This is a genomic window from Streptomyces sp. NPDC041713 (assembly GCF_055591085.1).
Genome location: NZ_JBVIZY010000005.1, coordinates 213,150 through 229,632 on the forward strand (window position 1 = coordinate 213,150; position 16,483 = coordinate 229,632).

At 71.9% G+C, this 16,483-nt stretch carries 15 protein-coding genes and 1 tRNA gene; 4 read left to right on the top strand and 12 right to left on the bottom strand.

Annotation, left to right across the window (positions count from 1 at the left end; genetic code table 11):
- Positions 1-54: 54 nt before the first annotated feature.
- Positions 55-681: a MerR family transcriptional regulator gene (locus ACZ6CV_RS17395; RefSeq protein WP_362372931.1), complete on the top strand. Its 627-nt coding sequence runs from the start codon at positions 55-57 to the stop codon at positions 679-681.
- Between the two features lie 36 nt (positions 682-717).
- On the opposite strand, the gene ACZ6CV_RS17400 is transcribed toward ACZ6CV_RS17395, so the two are convergent.
- Together ACZ6CV_RS17400 and ACZ6CV_RS17405 are read right to left on the bottom strand one after the other, a co-directional pair.
- Complete coding sequence (locus tag ACZ6CV_RS17400) at positions 718-1,806, bottom strand: DUF6528 family protein (protein ID WP_469251634.1); 1,089 nt, start codon at positions 1,804-1,806, stop codon at positions 718-720.
- Between the two features lie 146 nt (positions 1,807-1,952).
- The gene (locus ACZ6CV_RS17405) at positions 1,953-2,744 is read right to left on the bottom strand and encodes an exodeoxyribonuclease III (RefSeq protein WP_469251635.1); all 792 of its coding nucleotides are present in this window, start codon (positions 2,742-2,744) and stop codon (positions 1,953-1,955) included.
- Between the two features lie 69 nt (positions 2,745-2,813).
- On the opposite strand from ACZ6CV_RS17405, the gene ACZ6CV_RS17410 reads away from it, so the two are divergent.
- Complete coding sequence (locus ACZ6CV_RS17410; RefSeq protein WP_469251636.1) at positions 2,814-3,326, top strand: GNAT family N-acetyltransferase; 513 nt, start codon at positions 2,814-2,816, stop codon at positions 3,324-3,326.
- Positions 3,327-3,373: 47 nt separating this feature from the next.
- Here ACZ6CV_RS17410 and ACZ6CV_RS17415 read toward each other — a convergent pair whose 3' ends face one another.
- The 9 genes from ACZ6CV_RS17415 to galU all read right to left on the bottom strand — a co-directional run bounded on the left by ACZ6CV_RS17415 (position 3,374) and on the right by galU (position 10,902).
- Positions 3,374-4,606 carry an ATP-binding protein gene (locus ACZ6CV_RS17415; RefSeq protein ID WP_469251637.1) on the bottom strand — a complete coding sequence of 411 codons (1,233 nt, stop codon included), beginning with the start codon at positions 4,604-4,606 and terminating at the stop codon, positions 3,374-3,376.
- Positions 4,607-4,620: 14 nt separating this feature from the next.
- Positions 4,621-5,052, bottom strand: coding sequence for a hypothetical protein (locus ACZ6CV_RS17420; protein ID WP_469251638.1), 432 nt, complete (start codon positions 5,050-5,052; stop codon positions 4,621-4,623).
- Between the two features lie 156 nt (positions 5,053-5,208).
- Positions 5,209-5,282 (bottom strand) — tRNA-Ala (locus ACZ6CV_RS17425).
- Positions 5,283-5,381: 99 nt separating this feature from the next.
- Complete coding sequence (locus ACZ6CV_RS17430; RefSeq protein ID WP_469251639.1) at positions 5,382-6,653, bottom strand: hypothetical protein; 1,272 nt, start codon at positions 6,651-6,653, stop codon at positions 5,382-5,384.
- 218 nt (positions 6,654-6,871) lie between these two features.
- Entirely contained in the window at positions 6,872-7,432 is a 561-nt protein-coding gene (locus tag ACZ6CV_RS17435) for a GNAT family N-acetyltransferase (protein WP_469252009.1), read from the bottom strand.
- A gap of 59 nt (positions 7,433-7,491) precedes the next feature.
- Entirely contained in the window at positions 7,492-8,034 is a 543-nt protein-coding gene (locus tag ACZ6CV_RS17440; RefSeq protein WP_469251640.1) for a MogA/MoaB family molybdenum cofactor biosynthesis protein, read from the bottom strand.
- Positions 8,031-8,555, bottom strand: coding sequence for a cyclic pyranopterin monophosphate synthase MoaC (moaC, locus tag ACZ6CV_RS17445; RefSeq protein ID WP_355807502.1), 525 nt, complete (start codon positions 8,553-8,555; stop codon positions 8,031-8,033). Before moaC ends, ACZ6CV_RS17440 begins: the two co-directional genes overlap by 4 nt.
- A gap of 84 nt (positions 8,556-8,639) precedes the next feature.
- Positions 8,640-9,986, bottom strand: coding sequence for a molybdotransferase-like divisome protein Glp (gene glp / locus ACZ6CV_RS17450; protein ID WP_469251641.1), 1,347 nt, complete (start codon positions 9,984-9,986; stop codon positions 8,640-8,642).
- A gap of 4 nt (positions 9,987-9,990) precedes the next feature.
- Complete coding sequence (gene galU / locus ACZ6CV_RS17455) at positions 9,991-10,902, bottom strand: UTP--glucose-1-phosphate uridylyltransferase GalU (protein ID WP_469251642.1); 912 nt, start codon at positions 10,900-10,902, stop codon at positions 9,991-9,993.
- A gap of 93 nt (positions 10,903-10,995) precedes the next feature.
- On the opposite strand from galU, the gene ACZ6CV_RS17460 reads away from it, so the two are divergent.
- Positions 10,996-11,619, top strand: coding sequence for a 5-formyltetrahydrofolate cyclo-ligase (locus ACZ6CV_RS17460; RefSeq protein WP_469251643.1), 624 nt, complete (start codon positions 10,996-10,998; stop codon positions 11,617-11,619).
- 93 nt (positions 11,620-11,712) lie between these two features.
- Here the strand turns inward: ACZ6CV_RS17460 and ACZ6CV_RS17465 are convergent, their stop codons facing one another.
- Positions 11,713-14,583 carry a penicillin acylase family protein gene (locus tag ACZ6CV_RS17465; protein ID WP_469251644.1) on the bottom strand — a complete coding sequence of 957 codons (2,871 nt, stop codon included), beginning with the start codon at positions 14,581-14,583 and terminating at the stop codon, positions 11,713-11,715.
- Positions 14,584-14,817: 234 nt separating this feature from the next.
- On the opposite strand from ACZ6CV_RS17465, the gene ACZ6CV_RS17470 reads away from it, so the two are divergent.
- On the top strand, positions 14,818-16,323 hold the full coding sequence (locus ACZ6CV_RS17470; protein ID WP_469252010.1) for a potassium/proton antiporter: 1,506 nt from the start codon (positions 14,818-14,820) through the stop codon (positions 16,321-16,323).
- Positions 16,324-16,483 lie beyond the last annotated feature (160 nt).

Genomic DNA, 16,483 nt, shown 5'->3' on the forward strand with positions numbered 1-16,483 from the left:
GCTTCCCCCGTGGCAGAGCAACCGGAAGGCGCAGGCGACGTACGCGAGTACCGCATGGCGGAGCTGGCCAAGGAGGCCGGCATCACCGTGCGCACCGTGCGCTTCTACCGCGAGCGCGGACTGATCCCGCCGCCGCGCCGCGAGGGCCGCATCGCCTGGTACGACGAGCACCACCTGGCCCGACTGCGCACCATCGCCGCCCTCCTGGAGCGCGGCCACACCCTGAACGGCATCGCCGAACTCGCCGACGCCTTCGACAAGGGCCGCGACGTCGGCGAACTCCTCGGCCTCGGCGAGCCGACCGAGGAACAGCCCGTCCGCCTCACCCCGGAGGAGCTCGCCGACCACTTCGCGGGCGAGGTCACCCCGGAGAACCTCGTCGCCGCCCTCGACCTGGGCTACCTCGGCACCGACGGCGACGAGCTGGTGCACATCAGCCGCCGCCTCCTGGACGCCTCATCCACGTTGGTGCGCAAGGGAGTTCCGCTCGCCGCGGTCCTGGAGGCCGGCCAGCGGGTCCGCGAACACGCCGACGCGCTCGCGGAGTTGTTCACCACCGTGCTGCGCGAACACGTCCCCGCGACGGCCGAGCTGGACATCGAGGAGCTCCGCCCGGTCGCCAAGGCCGTGGTGGAGGCGGAGCTGTCGATGGCGCTGGACCGCCGCGTCAAGAAGGCGTGAGCCGCGCAAGGGCTTACGGAGGGGCTTGCGGACGGATCAGCGCGGCAGCCACCAACGGGCCTTGTAGATACCGCCGTTGACGTACTTGTACGAGCTCTCGGGGCGGTGGACGCTCACCGTCGTGGTCCACCAGGTCTCCTCCAGACCGCTCTCCGGCACGGTGGTCAGGACCTGCCCGGTGCGCGGGTCGTCGCCGACCGTCTTCACCGACTTCCGCGAGATGGTCTCGTGCCCGGCGAAGTCCTGCCGGAAGGTCCCGTCGCGCATGTCGTACTGGAACACCGCGGCGCTCGTCGTCACCCACAGCCGCCCCGGCCGCCCCGCCACCGGGAAGAGGTCGTGCCCGCCCGGCGTCTTCCCCGGCGTACCGACCGGCAGCCCCACCACGGAGCGCCGGACCAGCTCGGGCCGCCCGGCCGCGCCGCCCACCTCGTACGACACCAACTCGTCGTCGCCGAGGGCCCACAGCACCCCGCGCCCGTCGTCCCAGTGCAGCCCGTGCGCGCCCTTGAGCTCCGCCTCCGTGTACCGCGCGGACCGCGGGCCCCGCGACGCCGCGTACAGCCGGACCCGCGCGCCCGTGCTGCACGCGACGGCCACATCGCCGTCGGGCAGCAGCTCGGCGGTGTGCGGATTGAACAGATCGTCCCCCGGCCCGATCGCCGTGCCCCAGTACCGCCGGCCCGTCGGGTACTCGACGACGGCCACGAACCCGAAGGACGCCGTGGTCAGCACGTACGGGCGCTTGCGGCGCAGCCGCACCCTCGCCTCGCACGGGTAGCGCCAGCTCTCCTCCGGGAGCAGGTCCCGGTAGCGCGGGTCGCCGAGCGGCGAGAACTGCCACCGCACCGCGGACGGGTCGGCCGCCGGGTCCCAGACGCGGCGCCGCGGATCGAGCAGGAGGAGCCGCCGGCTCGCCTGCTCGGTCAGCAGAACGGGCGGCGTACCCCAGGGGACACCACCGCCACCGCCACCGCCGCCCGCGCCACCACCCAGGCCGCCGCCACCCGCGCCCCCGCGATCCGCTCCGTACGCCCCGTACGCCCCGTACGCCCCGGCGACGGGCAGCGCCGTCGCGATCCCCGCACCCGCGGCACCGAGCAGCATCGCGCGCCTCGACGGCATGGCAGACATGAAGTCCCCCCGAACCCTAGGGAGTTGGACATGACGCGACCGCAATCTGCCATGCCTTCGGGGCCCGGGACAGCCCTCTGCCGGACTTTATGACCGTGCGCCGCATCCGCCACGGACGCCGCGCACGACAGGGGCCGTCAGAGGTCGTAGACCACCGTCACGGGCGCATGGTCGCTCCACCGCTCGCCATGGCTCGCGGCCCGCTCCACGTACGCCTTCACCGCGCGCTCGGCGAGCCCCGCCGTCGCGACCTGGTAGTCGATGCGCCAGCCCGTGTCGTTGTCGAAGGCGCGCCCGCGGTAGGACCACCACGAGTAGGGGCCCTCGACGCCCGGGTGCTGCTGTCGCACGACGTCCTCGTACTCCGCGAAGACCTCGTCCAGCCAGGCGCGCTCCTCGGGCAGGAAGCCGGAGTTCTTCTTGTTGCCCTTCCAGTTCTTGAGGTCGGCCTCCTGGTGGGCGATGTTCCAGTCGCCGCAGACGACGACGTGCCGCCCCTCGGCGGCGGCCCGCGCCTTGAGCTCCTTGAGGTACACGAGGAACTCGGCCATGAACCGGACCTTCTCGTCCTGCCGCTCGGTGCCGACCTCACCGGAAGGCAGATACAGGCTGGCCACGGTGACGCCCGGCAGATCGGCCTCGATGTACCGGCCGCTGCCGTCGAACTCCTGCGACCCGAAGCCGACCTGCACCCGGTCCGGCTCACGCCGCGTGTACAGCGAGACGCCGGCCCGGCCCTTGGCGGCGGCGGGCGCGTGCAGCACGTGCCAGCCCTCGGGCGCGCGCACCTCGTCCGGCAGCTGGTGCGCATCGGCGCGCACCTCCTGCAGACAGAGCACGTCGGCGGAGGTGTCGGCGAGCCACTCCACGAAGCCCTTCTTGGCGGCGGCGCGCAGGCCGTTCACATTCACGGAGGTCACAGTGAGCATCCGGGCACGATACCGGCACACTGGATGACCGAGCCCCCACCCGTATCGCATAGAAGTACGATGGAGCGCATGACTATCCAAGCCCGTGAGGCCACCACCCCCGTCGAGCTGCGCACCATCACCTTCGCGCACCCCGACGCGGTCCGGCTCAACGACCGTGTCCAGCTCGAATACGCCGAGCGGTACGGCGACGAGGGCGATGTCACACCCCTGGACCCGACCATGTTCGAACCGCCGCGCGGCCGCTACCTCATCGCGTACGACGAGCACGGCACCGCCCTGGCGACGGGCGGCTGGCGCAGCATGGACGAGGACGGCGAGGGCTACCGGGACGGCGACGCCGAGCTGAAGCGGATGTACGTCACCCCCGAGGCGCGCGGTCTCGGCCTCGCCCGGCGGATCCTCGCGGAGCTGGAGGCGGACGCGAGAGCGGCGGGCCGCGTCCGCATGGTCCTGGAGACGGGCACCAAGCAGCCCGAGGCGATAGCCCTCTACACCTCCAGCGGCTACACCCCCGCCCCGGCGAAGTTCGGCCACTACCGCTTCGACGACCTGAGCCGCTGCTACGCGAAGCAGCTCTGACCTCCGACCGGCGCCCCGTCGGCCCTTTACTCGCCCGCGCCCCGCGCCTACCCGCCCCGTACCGCCGAGCGCAGGTCGAACTCCGCCAGGGCGCCGCCGCCCGGCGGATTGCTGAAGCGCAGGCCCGCCCCCAGGACCTGCGCCTGGCCCTGCGCGATCGTCAGGCCGAGCCCGAGGCCGACCCCCTTCTCCCCGCACCCGCTCCGGAACCGCTGCGGCCCACCGGAGAGCAGGGACTCCGGAAAGCCGCCCCCGGAGTCCCGCACCCGCACCACACCGCCGTCGACCTCGACGACCACCGGCGCCGCCCCGTGCCGCAGCGCGTTGCTGACGAGGTTGGCGATCACCCGCTCCACGCGGCGCGGGTCCGTGACCACCTCCACGTCCCGCACGACATCGACCGTCACCCCGGAGGCACCGGCCGCACCGGACGCCCCGGCCGCACCGGACGCCGCCGACCGCCGCACCAGCGCCCCCAGTTCACGGCGCTCGGCCGCGACCTGCTCCCCCGCCCCGTCGAGCCGGGCCACCTCGATGACGTCGTCGACCAGCTCCCGCAGCCGCTGCGCGGACTCCCGCACCAGCTCCGAGGGGCGCCCCGGCGGCAGCAGCCCGGCCGCCGTGACCATGCCGGCCACCGGCGTGCGCAGCTCGTGCGCGATGTTCGCCGTCACCTCGCGCTCGGCCTGAAGCCGCGCAGCGAGCGCGTCGGCCATGGTGTTCACCGCGGCCGCGAGCCGGGTGATCTCGTCCTTGCCGCGCAACGGCAGCCGCGCCGTCAGATCGCCCTCCGCTATGCGCGTCGCGGCCCCCGCCTTCGCCCGCAGCCGCCGCCCCAGCCGGGTCGCGACGACCAGCCCCGCCACACAGGCCAGCGCCGTCCCGAACCCGCCGGAGATCCACAGCACCCGGTCCACGTCCCGCACCGTCTCCGCTTCCCTGTCGTAGGGGCGCTTCAGCGCGACGACCTCCTTGCCGTACTTGCTGGCCGCCCAGAGCTGCGGCACCCGCCCCGACCGGTCCAGGTAGACGCCCCAGTTCCCGTTCGCCACGGCGCCCGCGAGCGGCCCCGGCAGATCGGGCGGGTCGACCAGGGTGCGGTCCCCGTCGATCCCAGCGGCGTGGTCCTGCACGGCGGTCTGCAGCCGGTCGCCGATCTGGGTGCGCGCACCCGCGTACTGCGCCTCGACGGTGCGGTGGTGGACGAGGAGTCCCATCACGACGGACACCAGCGCCGCGGTGCCCGCGATGGCGATACCGATCTTGGTGCGCAGACCCATGCCGATCCCCCCGCTCACACGTCCGGGACGGACAGGCGGATCCCCTGGAACTGCACGTTCACCGCGGCGGCCGGCAGCTCCTCGGGTTCCTTCGGTTCGACGGCGGCCCGCCGGTAGTACGCCACGTGCTCCTGCCGTTCGAGACTGCTGAGCGTCAGCGTCGCGTCGTACGGCTTCTTCGCGCACCCGGGCAGACACCAGGCGCCGCTCAGCTTCCCGGTGGCGTGCGCGGTCGGCCCGCCCCAGTCCCGCCAGCTCAACTCGGTGAGCGCCACGTACTCGGTGAGCGCCACGGACGCGGGCTGCTGCAGCGGCTGCGCCATCGCGTCGGCGAGATAGACGGGCCCGGCCACCCGCGAGGGCAGCAGCGCCGGTCCCTCCACCCGCAGCCCCCGGGGCTCGGCGCACCCGGCCACCAGCAGGGCGGCAAGTGCGGTGCCACACATGGCGGCACCCCTCAAAGGGGACAACATGGGTCAAATGTATCCGTAGCGCGGCAATCCACACCCGGGGGCGACCGAAGGGGGGCCGCGACGGCGCGGGAGGGGCGCAACGCAAAGATCCCGCCCAGTTCGATGAACTGGACGGGATCTCATGTGCAGTGGACCTGTGGGGATTTGAACCCCAGACCCCCTCGATGCGAACGAGGTGCGCTACCAGACTGCGCCACAGGCCCTTGCAACGAGTGAAACTCTAGCATCCCGATCGGGGTGCTCGGAAATCCGGTCCTGGCTGGTCAGCATGGGGGGATCAGCCGGGGGGACCGCACGGCGCCTCACTCGTTGGCCGCGCGCGGCCGTTCGCCGTCCTCGTACTGGTCGAAGAGCGGCGTGCGGCCGCGCTCGCGGGCCCGTCGCGCGGACGCGGCCCGGCGCCGGTCGCTGCGGCCGCCGCCGGCGTCCGCGCCCTCCGCGCCGTCGATGTCGCCCGCCGGCTCGGCCGGCAGCTCACGCTCGGCCGCGCGCTCGGCGGAGCCCTCCGCGGTACTGGAGCGCGCCGCGCTCCAGGTGTCGGGCGAGCTCAGGTCGACGCTGCCGGTGGCGCGCGGGGCGACCGGCGCGGTCACGTACGTCGGCAGCGGCACCGGGACCGGGTCCCAGCTGTCGCCGCGTCCGGGGCCGCGCTGCCGCTCGCGCTGCTGGTCGACCCACTCGGCGTGGTCGGTCTGCTCGACGAGGGCGCGGCGGTCGGCGGCGAGCGCGGACAGACCGGTCTCCGTCTCGGGCGCGGGGCCCTCGTCCGCCGTCTCGTCCGCCGTCTGCTCCGCACCCGCGGGCCTGCGCCGGGGCTGCCGCTCGCGCAGCCGCTGCGCGGCGACCTCGGCCCTGCGCCGGTCCATCGTGTACGTGAAGCGGCGCCGCTCCTGCCCGCGCAGATAGACGATGTACGCGCTCAACAGCACCGCGGGCGCGGCGGGCGCCCACAGGAAGGCGAGCCCGCCGACCCCGGCGACGATCGCGCCGACCGTGAAGGCGAGGAAGAGGAGGACCGTCGTCCGGCGGCGCCGCGCGAGGACCTTGGAGCGCCGGGCGCGCGCGGCGGCCTCGGCCGACGCGGCACGCTGGGCGGGCGTCGCCGCCCGGCCCGCAGCCTTGGACGAACCGGTGGCCGGCCCCGTGGTCGAGGCCTGGACCGAAGCCTTAGCCGAGGACTTGGCCTGGGACTTGGCCAAGGACGCGGCCGACACCCTGGCCCGGGCGGCCGGGGCGGGTTCGCGCTCGCGTTCGGGTTCGTGCTCACGTTCGGGCGCCCGGTCCGCCCGGAGCTCCGTCCCGGTCGCGGGCGCGACGAAGGACCGGACGTCCACCGAGCCGGTGACGCCGTCCGGGTCGTCGCGCGACTCCCCGTCCTCGGGAGAGCGCGCTTGCAGGTCCTTGGCGTATCGGCGCTCCATGCCCGCCCGTCCGGACAGCAGCCGGATGGCGGTGCTGAAGCGTTCCGTCGGACGGGCTTCGTTCAGCTCGTCCTGCCTACGGAGCCACATCGGCACCAAGTAGGCGGCCCAGGCCCCGACGATGACTGCGTAGATGAGGCCGCTGCTGCTCACGCTCACACGGTAGAGGGGTTTCCGTGAGGCCATCTGCCAATTGAGCCGGTGTGTCGCACGATCCGGCTGATATCTCGAACTTTTTTTGCGACTGATGCGATCAACAGGCCGCCGTCGGTGTGAAATTAATGCCTGAGACAAGACTCATACGCGCCTCAGGCGGTCGATCGCCGACCAATTTCGAACACACATTTCATTTATGGCGGCCGGGAGGGGTTCTAGGCCGTGTTCCGAGGTCGCGCCTGGTGCCAGCGGCGCAACAACCCTTCCGGTACCTCTTCGGTCGTCAGCGCGAAGACGAGATGATCGCGCCAGGCGCCGTCGATGTGGAGATAGCGGGGCCGGAGCCCTTCCTCGCGGAATCCGAGTTTCTCCACGACCCGTCGGCTCGGCGCGTTCTCGGGGCGAATGCAGACCTCGATACGGTGCAGCCCGACCGAGCGGAAGCAGTGGTCGACGGCGAGGGCGACGGCGGTCGGCATGACCCCGCGGCCCGCGACGGACTCGTCGACCCAGTACCCCACGTGGCCCGAGCACATCGAGCCCCAGGTGATCCCGGCGACCGTCAACTGCCCGACGAGCCGCCCCTGGTACTCGATGACGAACGGCAGCATCCGGCCCGCGCCCGCCTCCGCCCGCAGATGGCGGACCATCTGACGGTACGTGGGGCGGTGCACGATGGGGCCGCTCGGCGTGGGCGGCGGGATCGTGGCCTCCCAGGGGCGCAGCCAGTCGCGGTTGCGCCGGTTGACCTCGCGCCAGGCCCGCTGGTCGCGCATCTTTATGGGACGCAGGACGACGTCACCGTCCGTCAGCTCCACGGGCCAGGAAGGGCTGTTCAGCTCGCACCCCCCGGCGGAGGGCTGGGGTGGTCGCCGCCGCGCAGCTGGTCGACGGCGTGCCGCAGCAGCGGCTCCAGGACGGCGAGACCGTCCCGTACGCCACCGGTGGAACCCGGCAGGTTCACGATGAGCGTGCCGCCCGCGACCCCGGCGAGCCCGCGCGAGAGGACGGCCGTGGGCACCTTGTCCCTGCCGTACGCGCGGATCGCCTCGCCGATGCCCGGCACCTCGTGGTCGATGACGCGGCGGGTGACGTCGGGGGTGCGGTCGGTGGGCGAGATGCCGGTGCCGCCGGTGGTCAGGATGACGTCGTAGCCGGCGGCGACGCCCGCGCGCAGCGCCGCCTCGACGGGGTCGCCGTCCGGGACGACCTGCGGCCCCTCGACGGCGAAGCCGAGGGCGGTCAGGCCCTCGGCGAGGATCGGGCCGCCCTTGTCGGCGTAGACGCCCGCGGCGGCGCGATTGGAGGCGGTCACGACGAGGGCGCGGTAGGGCGCGGGCCCGGCGCCGGCGGCCGTGGTGGCGCGGTCCTGGCTCATGCCTGCTCCCCTTCGCGCGTCCAGTGTCCCGACTTGCCGCCGGTCTTCTCCTCGACGCGTACGTCGGTGATGACGGCGCCCTTGTCGACGGCCTTGACCATGTCGACGACGGTGAGGGCCGCGACGCTCACCGCGGTGAGGGCCTCCATCTCGACGCCCGTGCGGTCGGTGGTCTTCACCGTGGCGAGGATCTCGACGGCGTCGTCCGCCACGGAGAGGTCGAGCTTCACTCCGGAGACGGCCAGCGGGTGGCAGAGCGGGATGAGGTCGGGGGTGCGTTTGGCGCCCATGATCCCGGCGATCCGCGCGGTGGCCAGGGCGTCGCCCTTGGGCACGCCCTCGCCGCGCAGCAGTTCGATCACGCGCGGCGAGACCCGTACGCGGCCGCTGGCGCGGGCCGTCCGGGCGGTCACGTCCTTGGCGGACACGTCGACCATGCGGGCCGCGCCCGCCTCGTCGATGTGGGTCAGTCGCTGCTGCTCAGGGGCTCCGGGGGTGTCCCCCCGGGAAATCGCGGTCATGTGCTGGGCGCTCCCGGTCCGGGCCCCGCGCGGTGCGGCGCGCGGGCCTGTTGTGCGCGACACGGTACCCCGCGGCCGGCCTGTTCAGCCGAGCAGGACCACCTCGACATCCGCGCCGGGCTCCACCGACGTGGTGTCCTCGGGGACGACGATCAGCGCGTCGGCGTGCGCGAGGGCGGCGATCAGATGCGAGCCGGTGCCCCCGACCGGCGTCACCCGCCGCGCCTGCGCGTCGTACCGCCCCCGCAGGAACTGACGGCGGCCGGCGGGCGAGCTCAGCGCCTTGTCCACCAGCAGCTCCGCGCGGGTGGCGGGCCGCTGGACCTCGGGCAGGCCCATCAGGGTGCGGATCGCGGGGCGCACGAAGAGCTCGAAGGAGACGTACGAGGAGACGGGGTTGCCCGGCAGCGCGAGCAGCGGGGTGTGGTCGGGGCCGATGGCGCCGAAGCCCTGCGGCTTGCCCGGCTGCATGGCGAGCTTGCGGAACTCCACGCCGCTGCCCGCCCCGATGCCGCCCTCGGCGTCCGGGTCGCCGATGGAGCTCAGGGCCTCCTTGACGACGTCGTACGCGCCGACGCTGACGCCTCCGGTGGTGACGATGAGGTCGGCGCGGATCAGCTGGTCCTCGATGGTGGAGCGCAGCGTCTCGGCGTCGTCGGCGACGGCTCCCACGCGGTAGGCGATGGCCCCGGCGTCGCGGGCGGCGGCGGTCAGGGCGAAGCTGTTGGAGTCGTAGATCTGGCCCTCGGCCAACTGCTCGCCGGGCTGGATCAGTTCGCTGCCGGTGGACATGACGACCACGCGCGGGCGGGGGCGGACCTTCACGGTGGCGCGGCCGATGGCGGCGAGCAGGGCGATCTGCGGGGGTCCCAGGACGGTGCCCGCGGTCAGGGCGCGGTCGCCGCTCTGCACGTCGCTGCCGCGCGCGCGGACGTGCGCGCGGGCCTCGGCGGGGCGGTGCACGGCGACCTCGCCGGACGCTCCCTCGGGCGCGGCGCTGTGCGCGCGCATGCCGGAGACGGGGCCTTCGCCGAGGCCCCCGTCGGTCCACTCCACGGGGACGACGGCCTCGGCGCCGGGGGGCAGCGGGGCGCCGGTCATGATGCGGGCGGCCTGGCCCGCGCCGACGGTGGGCTGCCGGCCCGCGCCCGCGGCCACGTCGCCGATGACGGTGAGGACGGCGGGGAACTCCTCGCTGGCGCCCGCCACATCGGCGACCCGGACCGCGTACCCGTCCATGGAGCTGTTGTCGAAGGGCGGCAGCGAGACGGGCACCGTGACGTCCTCGACCAGGACGCAGCCCTGGGCGTCGAGGAGTTGGAGCTCGATGGGTTCGAGCGGGCGGACGGTCTCGAGGATGTCGTCCAGATGCTCTTCCACCGACCAGAACGGCTGCCGGTCGGTGGTCGGTGTCGTCGTGCTGCTGCTCAAAGTGCTACATCTCCTCGGTGACGTAACGGCGAAGCCAGGCCTTGAAGTCCGGGCCCAGATCTTCACGTTCGCACGCGAGTCTGACAATGGCACGCAGATAGTCGCCGCGGTCGCCGGTGTCATAGCGGCGGCCCTTGAAGACCACGCCGTGCACCGGGCCGCCGACCTTCTCGTCGGCCGCGAGCTGCTGGAGGGCGTCGGTGAGCTGGATCTCGCCGCCGCGGCCCGGCTCGGTCTTGCGCAGTATGTCGAAGATGTGGGGGTCGAGGACGTACCTGCCGATGATCGCGTAGTTCGACGGGGCGTCGGCGGCGTCGGGCTTCTCGACCAGGTCGGTGACCTTGACGACGTCGCCGTCCTCGGTGGCGTCGACCGCCGCGCAGCCGTACAGGTGGATCTGCTCGGGTTCCACCTCCATCAGCGCGATGACGCTGCCGCCGTGCCGCTCCTGGACCTCGACCATGCGGGCGAGGAGGGGGTCGCGGGGGTCGATGAGGTCGTCGCCGAGGAGGACGGCGAACGGCTCGTGCCCGACGTGCGGTGCGGCGCACAGGACGGCATGACCGAGTCCCCTGGGGTCGCCCTGGCGCACGTAGTGCATCGTCGCGAGGTCGCTGGACTCCTGGACCTTGGCGAGGCGGGCCTCGTCGCCCTTCTTCAGGAGGGCCGACTCCAGCTCGTAGTTGCGGTCGAAGTGGTCCTCCAGGGGGCGCTTGTTGCGACCCGTGATCATGAGGACGTCATCGAGGCCCGCGGACACGGCCTCCTCGACCACGTACTGGATCGCCGGCTTGTCGACGACCGGCAGCATCTCCTTGGGGGTCGCCTTGGTGGCGGGCAGGAAGCGTGTGCCCAGGCCCGCCGCGGGGATGACCGCCTTGGTGATCCGGGGGTGGGGGGGTTGAGACTCAGTCATGCGGCCACCATATCCGGTGCGTATGTGCGGAATCTGTGGGTCCAGATAATTCGGCGGCATATGTGCTGATCAGTGAGGAAAAGGGAGATCTTCATGAACGGAACCAGCGGTACCGAGCCCGAGGGCCAGCCAACCAAGCGCACGTTGCGGCGCGACTTCCTCGCGGTGAGAAGCGGGTTGACTGGGGATGACGCGCAGAAGGCGGCCGCGGTTCTCGCCGAGCGCGCACTGGAACTCCCCGAGCTCGCCGACGCGCACACCGTCGCGGCGTACGTCTCCGTGGGCGGCGAGCCCGGCACCCGCGCCCTGCTCGACGCCCTCCACGCGCGCGGGACCCGTGTCCTGCTTCCGGCGCTGCTCCCCGACAACGACCTGGACTGGGGCGGGTACGAGGGGCCTGGCTCGCTGGCCCGCGTACAACACCCCGGGAAGATGGCGCTGTTGGAGCCCTCCGGGGGGCGGCTCGGGCCCGACGCCGTCCTGACGGCGGACGCCGTGCTGCTGCCGGGGCTCGCCGTCGACACGCGCGGCATGCGGCTCGGGCGTGGCGGCGGCAGTTACGACCGGGTCCTCGCCCGGCTGGAGCGCGCGGACGCCGATCCGGCGCTGGTGGTGCTCCTGTACGACTCCGAAGTGGTCGCCCACCTCCCCGCGGAGGCGCACGACCGGCCGGTGCACGCCGTGGTGACGCCCTCGGGAGTGCGGCGATTTCGCTGAGGGGGCCGACCCGGAGCGGCCGGGCCCGAGGGAGGCGAAAGGGCCCTCCACGCGCGCGTGGAGGGCCCTTTCAGGTGGTGTCGTGGGTGGCCGTCAGGGCCGCAGCACCAGCGTGTCGCTCGTGCTGCCGTCGACCGCCTCCTTGCCGAAGGCCCATGGCAGCAGTTCGCCCTTGGCCCACTTGTCCGTCTGGTCGGTGTAGTGGGCGTTGTACGCGTGTCCCGACGCGCCGGTGAGGTTGATCCACTTGGACTTGTCGAGGTCCTTGAGGTTGACCACCATCCGCATGGAGGGCACCCAGATCACTCCGTAGCCGCCCGCGGCGTTCCAGCCGGTCGCGTTGACCGCGGCCTCGCCGCCGCCGAGGTTCCACGGGCCGCGGTTCAGGACGAACTGCAGCCAGCCGGGGCCGTCGGTGCCGAGCGTCTGGTTCTTCAGCGTGAGCCGGTGCAGACGGCCCCAGCTCCAGGTGTCGACGTCCTTGCCCAGCTTGGCCGTCAGGTCCCAGCGCGCGTCCTCCAGGGCCCGCTTGAACAGCTGATCGCGGTTCTTGGTCTCCGCGTCCGTGCGGGTGGCGGGCGCCTTCCACCAGTCGTTGGTCCGGTCGTCGATGATCCTGCGGACCACCTCGTAGTAGCGGTCGCCGCCGTCGGGCTGGGCCGAGTCCGCGTCGCGCTCACCGCACTCGCGCACCTTCTCGCCCTCGTCGGCCGGGCCGGTGTTACCGGCCGGCTCCACGTTCAGGCACTGCCCCTTGACGCGCAGCTCCTTGGGGAGCTTGTTGCCGAAGGCCAGCTTGAGGATGTTGCGCCAGACGGAGTTGAAGTACGCGGCGGCCGCCGAGTCGGCGTCCTGCGTGTAGTCCCAGCCCTCCAGGAGCTTCTGCGCCTCGCGGACGTACTTGTCCTTGACGTCGATCTTCAGCAGCTTGGGCACGAGCAGCTTGGCGATCTCGCTGCTGTTGTCCATCTGCATGAGGCGCATGTCCTCGGTGGAGATCTTGCCGCCGTTCTTGATCTTCGACTGGATGAGGTCGTCGATCCGCTGGCTGCGCGCCCCGTAGCCCCAGTCCGAGGTGAGCTTGTACGGGTACTTGTCCTCGTCGACCACGGCCTGGTTGGCGGTGACGATGTAGCCGCGCTTGGGGTTGTACTCGTAGGGCAGCGCGTCCTGCGGGATGTAACCGGTCCAGCGGTACCGCGGGTCCCAGCCCGGCGCCGGGAGCGAGCCGTCGCCCTTGCCGCGGGTGGGGATCCTGCCGGGCGCCTGGTAGCCGATGTTGCCCTTGGTGTCGGCGTAGATCAGGTTCTGCGAGGGCACCTCGAAGGAGGCGGCCGCCTTGCGGAACTCCGTGAAGTTCTTCGCCCGGTTGAGCCGGAAGACGGCGTCCATGGACTTGCCGGGGGAGAGCGCGGTCCAGCGCAGCGCCACTCCGTAGCCGTCGCCCCGGTCGGGCGCGGCGCTGTCGACGCCGGCCTTCTTGCCGACCTTGACCAGTTCGTCGTCGCGGTCGGAGATGAGCGGGCCGTTGTTGGTCTCGCGGACCGTGATCTTCTTCGACGCGCCGCCGGCGACCTTGATGGTCTCCTCGCGCGTGGTGAACGGCTTCACCTTCTCGCCGTACTGGTACCCGTCCCCGGTGAACTTCTCCAGGTAGAGGTCCGTGACGTCGGCGCCGAGGTTCGTCATGCCCCAGGCGATGTCCTGGTTGTGGCCGATGACCACGCCCGGCATGCCGGAGAAGGTGTAACCGGAGACGTCGTAGCCGCACTTGTCGGAGACCGCGCGGCAGTGCAGGCCCATCTGGTACCAGACGGAGGGCAGCTGCGGGGCCAGGTGCGGGTCGTTGGCGAGGAGCGGCTTGCCGGTGATCGTGTGCTTGCCGGAGACGACCCAGGAGTTCGAGCCGATGCCGTTGCCGTTCGGGCCGAGGATGGCCGGGACCTCGTCCAGGGCGTCGGAGAGGCCGGAGAGCTGCGAGTTCATCCCGGAGGGTGCCTGGGTGCCGCCGGCGACGCCGGAGCCCGCCGTGCCGCTGCTGGTGCCCGTTCCCGTCCCGTTCCCGGACTGGGTGTCGGTTCCCGTGCCGGTGCCAGTACCGGTACCCGTACCGCTGCCCGTGCCCGTGCCCGTTCCGGAGCCCGTCCCCGTGCCCGTACCGGTACCCACGCCGGATTCGGTGCCCTCGGGGTCGTACTCCTTGGTGGCGGCGCTGTAGGCGCCCTCCTGGACGATCGGCTTGTTCCGCTTGTACGGGTACTCGGGGTACAGGTCCTTGATCTGCGACGGGCCGAGGCGGCTCGTCATCAGGGAGCGGTCGATCTCGTCCTGCATGTTGCCGCGCAGGTCCCAGGCCATGGCCTTGAGCCACGCCACGGAGTCGACGGGCGTCCACGCCTGCGGCGCGTAGTCGTTCTCGAAGCCGAGCGCCGCGTACTCGACGGAGATGTCCTTGCCGTCCTTGCCGTCGAGGTAGGCGTTGACTCCCTTGGCGTACGCCTGGAGGTACTTCTTCGTCTCCGGCGAGAGCTTGGAGTCGTACTCCTTCTGCGCCACCCGGTGCCAGCCGAGCGTGCGCAGGAACTCATCGGTCTTGACCTGGCTCTTGCCGAACATCTCGGAGAGCCGCCCGGAGGTCATGTGGCGACGGACGTCCATCTCCCAGAAGCGGTCCTGCGCCTGGACGTAGCCCTGCGCCATGAACAGGTCGGCGTCGGAGTCGGCGTAGATCTGCGGGATTCCGTTTCCGTCCCGCTTCACGTCGACGTTGCCGTCCAGGCCGTCGAGCTTGATCGACCCCTTGGTCTGCGGGAAGGAGGCGCGCACGGTGCTGACGCTCCAGTACGCGCCGAAGCCGATGCCTCCGACGATGGCCAGGACCAGGACGATCACGACGAGTCGGGCTCGGCGCCCCTTCTTCTTGCCGGACTTATGACCGGAAGAGGCGGTGGTGTTGGAGGGCATCGCTGTCCTTGCTGTCCTTACGCGAGCGGCAGGGCGGGCTGTGCTGTCGACTTGGGCGGCTCTGGGAGCGCTGGAGCAACCATAGGCGCAGGGCGTTGCGGCTCCGGACGCGGAGTCAGGAACCCGGCCCTCCTGAGATCGAATAGTCATTCGACCGCGTCAAGAAAGCGTTAACAATTAGGTAAGGTAACGAAGTACCAGGATCCGCAGGATCCACGGAGGAAGGAACGGCCCCTGACTGTCCATCACCTCAACCAGCTCCTGCTCGTCTGCTCGCTCGTCCTGCTCGTCGCGGTGGCGGCGGTCCGCGTCTCGTCGCGCAGCGGGCTCCCCAGCCTGCTCCTCTACCTGGGCATCGGCGTCGCCATGGGCCAGGACGGCGTCGGCGACGTCCACTTCGACAATGCCGAACTGACCCAGGTCATCGGCTATGCCGCGCTGGTCGTGATCCTCGCCGAGGGCGGCCTCGGGACGAAGTGGAAAGAGATCAAACCCGCCCTGCCCGCCGCTGCCGTCCTGTCGACGGTGGGCGTCGCGGTGAGCGTCGGCGTCACGGCCGCGGGCGCCCACTACCTCGTCGGGCTCGAATGGCGCCAGGCGCTGATCATCGGCGCGGTGGTCTCGTCCACGGACGCGGCGGCGGTCTTCTCGGTGCTGCGCAAGGTGCCGCTCCCCTCGCGCATCACGGGCGTCCTGGAGGCGGAGTCGGGGTTCAACGACGCCCCCGTGGTGATCCTGGTGGTGGCGTTCTCCACGGTGGGCCCGGTCGACGACTGGTACGTACTGCTCGGCGAGATCGCCCTGGAGCTGGCGATCGGCGCCGCGTTCGGCCTCGCGGTCGGCTGGCTCGGCGCGTACGGCCTGCGGCACGTGGCGCTGCCCGCCTCCGGCCTCTACCCCATCGCCGTCATGGCGATCGCCGTCACCGCCTACGCCGCGGGCGCCATGGCGCACGGCAGTGGCTTCCTCGCCGTCTACCTGGCCGCGATGGTGCTGGGCAACGCCCGGCTGCCGCACTGGCCCGCCACCCGCGGCTTCGCCGAGGGGCTCGGCTGGATCGCCCAGATCGGGATGTTCGTCCTGCTCGGCCTGCTGGTCACCCCGCACGACCTGCTCGACGACACCTGGCCCGCGGTCCTCATCGGCCTGGTCCTGACCGTGGTGGCGCGCCCCCTGGAGGTCGTGCTCAGCCTGCTGCCGTTCCGCATGCCCTGGCAGGAGAAGGCGCTGCTGTCCTGGGCCGGCCTGCGCGGCGCCGTGCCCATCATCCTGGCGACGATCCCGATGGTCAGCGACGTCGAGGACAGCCAGCGGATCTTCAACATCGTGTTCGTCCTGGTCGTCGTCTACACCCTCATCCAGGGCCCCACGCTGCCCTGGCTGGCCAGGAAGCTGCGGCTGGGCGACTCCTCCGAAGCCGCCGACCTGGGCGTGGAGTCCGCTCCCCTGGAGCGGCTGCAGGGGCACCTGCTGTCGGTGGCCATCCCCAAGGGCTCGCGCATGCACGGCGTGGAGGTCGGCGAGCTGCGGCTGCCCCCGGGCTCGGCGGTCACGCTGGTCGTGCGGGACGGCGAATCGTTCGTCCCGCTTCCGACCACGGTGCTGCGGCGCGGCGACGAGCTGCTCGTGGTGGCGACGGACCCGGTGCGGGACGCCGCCGAGAAGCGGCTGCGCGCGGTCGGCCACGGCGGCAAGCTGGCCAGTTGGCTGGGAACCGACGGAGAAAAGCACCAATCGTAGGTGGCGGGGGTCTCATCGGCTGCGATCACACGGCCAAATGGGACCCTCCCCTGTACGATGAAGGCACCTGATCGAACCAACTCTGCCTGAAGCAGAGCTGGCGCGACCGTATGGCGGCCGGTGACGCCCTCGCAGTGGGCCCCGGCATCTACCGCAGTTC

Bases quoted from the DNA above. Each gene is read 5' to 3' on its own strand.
- ACZ6CV_RS17415 (WP_469251637.1), bottom strand. From the start codon at position 4,606: ATGGGTCTGCGCACCAAGATCGGTATCGCCATCGCGGGCACCGCGGCG.
- ACZ6CV_RS17395 (WP_362372931.1), top strand. From the start codon at position 55: ATGGCGGAGCTGGCCAAGGAGGCCGGCATCACCGTGCGCACCGTGCGC.
- ACZ6CV_RS17420 (WP_469251638.1), bottom strand. From the start codon at position 5,052: ATGTGTGGCACCGCACTTGCCGCCCTGCTGGTGGCCGGGTGCGCCGAG.
- moaC (WP_355807502.1), bottom strand. From the start codon at position 8,555: ATGACCGCGATTTCCCGGGGGGACACCCCCGGAGCCCCTGAGCAGCAG.
- ACZ6CV_RS17435 (WP_469252009.1), bottom strand. From the start codon at position 7,432: ATGCGCGACCAGCGGGCCTGGCGCGAGGTCAACCGGCGCAACCGCGAC.
- galU (WP_469251642.1), bottom strand. From the start codon at position 10,902: ATGACTGAGTCTCAACCCCCCCACCCCCGGATCACCAAGGCGGTCATC.
- ACZ6CV_RS17460 (WP_469251643.1), top strand. From the start codon at position 10,996: ATGAACGGAACCAGCGGTACCGAGCCCGAGGGCCAGCCAACCAAGCGC.
- ACZ6CV_RS17410 (WP_469251636.1), top strand. From the start codon at position 2,814: ATGACTATCCAAGCCCGTGAGGCCACCACCCCCGTCGAGCTGCGCACC.
- ACZ6CV_RS17440 (WP_469251640.1), bottom strand. From the start codon at position 8,034: ATGAGCCAGGACCGCGCCACCACGGCCGCCGGCGCCGGGCCCGCGCCC.
- ACZ6CV_RS17400 (WP_469251634.1), bottom strand. From the start codon at position 1,806: ATGCCGTCGAGGCGCGCGATGCTGCTCGGTGCCGCGGGTGCGGGGATC.
- ACZ6CV_RS17465 (WP_469251644.1), bottom strand. From the start codon at position 14,583: ATGCCCTCCAACACCACCGCCTCTTCCGGTCATAAGTCCGGCAAGAAG.
- ACZ6CV_RS17405 (WP_469251635.1), bottom strand. From the start codon at position 2,744: ATGCTCACTGTGACCTCCGTGAATGTGAACGGCCTGCGCGCCGCCGCC.